This is a genomic window from Nostoc sp. CHAB 5715 (assembly GCF_020829685.1).
In the GTDB taxonomy this organism is placed as follows: domain Bacteria; phylum Cyanobacteriota; class Cyanobacteriia; order Cyanobacteriales; family Nostocaceae; genus Nostoc.
The window spans coordinates 1-4548 of record NZ_JAIVFR010000627.1 but is presented as its reverse complement, the minus strand read 5'-3'; the positions used below and the strand labels follow the sequence as shown (position 1 = coordinate 4548).

Here is a 4548-nt window from a genome sequence, read left to right as displayed (position 1 = left end):
CCGATCTGAAAAACTTGGTGAGCATTAAGTGCAAAACCTAGAAGCGTAAACAGTAATTAGCTTTACAAGAATAGAGAATATGGGTTCCCTTTTATACTCTTCGTCTCAAACTGCGGATATATACCCGGTGTCGGAATTATTTTTGCGTCATCGTCTCCAGGTAGTGGAAGAATTGTGGGAGTCAGTTCTGAGGCAAGAATGCGGCCAAAACATGGTAGACTTGTTGCGGCAGTTGCGCGATTTGTGTTCACCAGAAGGACAAGCCACAAATGACCAAGCATCCTCAGCCGTAAAATTGATTGAACAACTAAATATCAACGAAGCAATTCGCGCGGCTCGTGCTTTCGCTCTGTATTTTCAGTTGATTAACATCATAGAGCAGGAATACGAACAACGGCAGCAATTAAGTCGCTATGAGGCAGAAACAGAGGCTACAGATGCAGAAAGAGCATCCAATGTCAACTATTCTTCCAATCAAAGGGAAGATGATGCGCCTGTTAGCAAGGGAATAGCAGTAGAGTTCCTTAGAAAAAATTATCTAGAAAAAACGCAAGTCAAACCAAAAGGTACTTTTACTGCTTTGTTTCCCTATTTATTCAAACTGAATGTACCACCCCAGCAAATTCAACGTCTAATTGCACATCTGGATGTGCGCTTAGTTTTTACAGCCCACCCAACGGAAATTGTTCGTCATACCATCCGCGATAAGCAGCGCCAGGTGGTACAACTCTTGCAAAAACTGGATGCTTTGGAAAACTATTCTGGTGCGACAGCTGGGGGATATGCTTGGGAAGCAGCAGATGTGCGCGAACAATTACTCGAAGAAATTCGCCTCTGGTGGCGTACAGACGAACTTCACCAGTTCAAACCTACTGTGCTAGATGAAGTAGATTATGCCCTGCACTACTTCCAAGAAGTTTTATTTGATGGCATTCCTCAACTTTATAAACGTTTCAAACACACTCTATCTAGTACCTTTCCTTGGCTAGAACCACCGAGTAAAAACTTTTGCTCTTTCGGTTCCTGGGTAGGCTCAGACAGAGATGGGAATCCATCAGTTACACCAGAAATTACCTGGCAAACAGCTTGTTATCAGCGCAAAATGGTGCTAGGGAGATATATTCAGTCAGTGAAAAATCTGATTGAATTATTAAGTGTGTCGATGCACTGGAGTGATGTATTACCAGATTTACTGGAATCTCTAGAATTGGATCAGTCCCAGTTGAGTGAGGTATATGACGCACTGGCGCTGCGTTATCGGCAAGAACCCTATCGGCTCAAACTGGCTTATGTGCTCAAACGCCTAGAAAATACTCGCGATCGCAATCTAGCTTTGTACAATCGGGAAACGCCAAAAAATCAAGATAGCCCCTTGTATCTTTCGGGAGACGATTTTTTAGCAGAACTGCGGATGATTCAGCGCAACTTAACAGAAACAGGTTTAAGCTGTCGAGAATTAGAAAATCTGATCTGTCAGGTAGAAATTTTTGGTTTTAACTTGACACAGCTAGATATCCGCCAAGAATCATCTCGCCATGCCGATGCGCTCAATGAGATACTAGAATACCTGCAAATATTACCTCAACCTTACAACGAACTATCTGAGGAGCAAAGAGTCGCTTGGCTCACAGGAGAACTGCAAACCCGGAGGCCGTTAATTGCGGCAGAATTGCCATTTTCTGAAAAAACCAACGATGTAATTGAAACCTTTCGCGTCGTGCGATCGCTCCAACAAGAATTTGGTCTAAATATCTGCCAAACTTACATTATCAGCATGTGCCGCGACGTAAGCGACGTGCTGGAAGTATTGCTTTTAGCCAAAGAAGCCAGACTTTTTGACCCCGCGATTGCTGTCGGAACAATTCAAGTTGTCCCCCTATTTGAAACAGTAGAAGACTTACAACGCTCCAGAAGCGTCATGCGGAAACTGTTTGAACTCCCCTTATATCGCGCTTTATTAGCTGGCGGCTACGAACAAACAAAAATAGAAACTGTTGTGGATGAAAATTCATCCTCCCCCACCTCCCCTGCTCCCCCTGCCTCCCCCCTCCCCCCAAACTTACAAGAAGTAATGCTGGGGTATTCTGATAGCAACAAAGACTCTGGGTTTTTAAGCAGCAACTGGGAAATTCATAAAGCCCAAAAATCACTGCAACAAATAGCAGAAAACTATGATGTAAATTTGCGAATTTTCCACGGACGCGGCGGTTCTGTGGGACGGGGTGGTGGCCCTGCTTACGAGGCGATTTTGGCTCAACCGGGTCATAGTATCAATGGGCGAATCAAGATTACCGAACAAGGAGAAGTTTTGGCTTCTAAATACTCCTTGTTGGACTTGGCTTTGTACCACATGGAAACCATCACCACTGCTGTGATTCAAGCTAGCCTGCTGCGGACAGGGTTTGATGATATTGAACCCTGGAATGAGATTATGGAAGAATTAGCAGTGCGATCGCGTCAACATTATCGTGCCTTAATCTACGAACAGCCTGATTTTGTTGACTTCTTCCACGAAGTAACCCCCATTGAAGAAATTAGCCAACTGCAAATTAGTTCCCGTCCAGCCCGGCGTCCATCTGGTAAGAAAGATTTAAGCAGCCTACGAGCTATTCCTTGGGTATTTAGCTGGACACAAACCCGCTTTTTACTTCCTTCGTGGTATGGCGTCGGCACAGCTGTACAAGAATTCTTGAACGAAGAACCAGAAGAACATTTGAAATTGCTGCGCTACTTTTACGTTAAGTGGCCGTTCTTCAAAATGGTGATTTCTAAAGCCGAGATGACCTTGGCAAAAGTAGACATGCAAATGGCACAGCACTACGTCCAAGAATTGTCAAAACCAGAAGATAAACTTCGTTTTGCCAAGGTTTTTGACCAAATTGCTAGCGAGTTCTATCTCACAAGAGATTTGGTATTAAAAATCACCGATCACAATCGATTATTAGATGGTGATCCTGTCTTGCAACGATCTGTACAGTTACGCAATGGCACAATTGTACCCTTGGGATTTATCCAAGTTTCACTACTCAAGCGCTTACGGCAGTCCCTAAATACTGCTACTTCTGGAGTCATCCACTCTCGTTACAGCAAAGGCGAGTTACTGCGAGGAGCATTATTAACTATTAATGGGATTGCAGCCGGGATGAGAAATACAGGTTGATTGGGAATGGGGAGTGGGGAGTGGGGAATGGGGAATGGGGAATGAGGGAGCAGGGGGAGCAGGGGAGGCAGGGGAAGAAATTGACCAATGACTAATGACTAATGACCAATGACAAATGACTAATGACAAATGACTAAAAATAGAATTTTAATTTGCACTTTTTTGGCGCTATCAGCAGGTTTTTTTGGTGCTTACACCAGTGGGCAAATTACCATAATGCTGCATAGCCAAAAATGTCAAAACCAACCTTGGGGTTTCAAGGAGATGTGCAACGCTTGGATGACACCAGGAGCAATATGGCAAGGTAGCACAACAGGACTATGGACAGGTACTATTTTAGGGGCGTTTGTTGGTGGTTTGGTGACACGACAAGCTCGTAATTAGTCTAGCGTGAGTTCGACGAACCTCTCCCTGCCTTGAACTAAAGTTCAAGTCTGTCCCTCTCCGACTCGGAGAGGGACAGGTTTTGCGTAGTAAAACCTTCTTAGAGGTTTCTGATTCAGATCATTTAGACAGACTTAATCAAGATAGATTTCTCGCGCAAAGAATTTCAATTAATCTTCGATAGCAAAAAAGCTAATAGGCAGGTTTGGTGTCAGCAAGACTGGTAAAATCTACCCATAGCGAAGAAGAGTAAATCACCATGCCTACCGAAACTAACCCAGGAAATCAAACCACCACTGGTGCTGATGCTATTGATGAAGCGATCGCACAGGGAATTGATTTTGATGGTTCTCCGATTCCGCCTGCCAAGCTAGAACTTTATGGTAAAGTTATGGCGCTAGAAGCCAATAGACAGCGCAGTGGCGTATCTAATACTATGCGATCGCGCATTGTGCGAATTGGTGCAAAACACATTCCCCAACCAGAACTCGACCAATTACTTGTAGATGCTGGTTTCGCACCCCTAAAAGAAAAAGAAATTGCCTTTTTCTATAGTGGTAAATAATTGTTAACGTTTTACAACAGTTTTCATTTATTTGAACCAAATATGTTGTAAGGGGACAGCAATGCCCATTGGTGTCAACTTAAGAAGATTTTGCCCAAATTTGTTGGGTGTTGACACCAATGATAGCTGTCCTAACCTACGAACTCCAACCTAAGCACTGTTGTATCTACCAAAACGGTAAGATGCAAAGAAATGTTTTCCAGTGAACTCTCTCCTGTGTCCACTGTCTTAAACGCATAAATAAATATCTCAAATAACTGTCTAGTGTGTATTTGAGCAATATCTACCTATTTGACTGTCTAAATTTGTCTTTATACTATAGGAATCGTATTTGATTTTTGAAATTATCTACGTAGGCGGGGAGTGGGGAGTAGGGAGTAGGGAATAAGGAATTAGGCTTTTCGAGTTGTACCGAGCTTTTTCAGAAATCAAATATTAG

Annotated in this window: 3 protein-coding genes; all 3 read left to right on the top strand. The window is 43.3% G+C overall.

Annotated elements, in window-relative coordinates:
* The first annotated feature begins 79 nt into the window (after positions 1 to 79).
* The 3 genes from ppc (at position 80) to LC574_RS27670 (ending at position 4109) form a co-directional block, all read left to right on the top strand.
* A complete protein-coding gene (ppc, locus tag LC574_RS27680) occupies positions 80 to 3160 on the top strand; it encodes a phosphoenolpyruvate carboxylase (RefSeq protein ID WP_229456882.1) in 3081 nt (1026 codons plus the stop codon).
* 129 nt (positions 3161 to 3289) lie between these two features.
* On the top strand, positions 3290 to 3544 hold the full coding sequence (locus tag LC574_RS27675; protein ID WP_229456881.1) for a hypothetical protein: 255 nt from the start codon (positions 3290 to 3292) through the stop codon (positions 3542 to 3544).
* A gap of 259 nt (positions 3545 to 3803) precedes the next feature.
* Positions 3804 to 4109 (top strand): DUF4090 family protein, encoded by a 306-nt coding sequence (locus tag LC574_RS27670; RefSeq protein ID WP_229456880.1) that lies wholly within the window; start codon positions 3804 to 3806, stop codon positions 4107 to 4109.
* Positions 4110 to 4548: the final 439 nt, after the last annotated feature.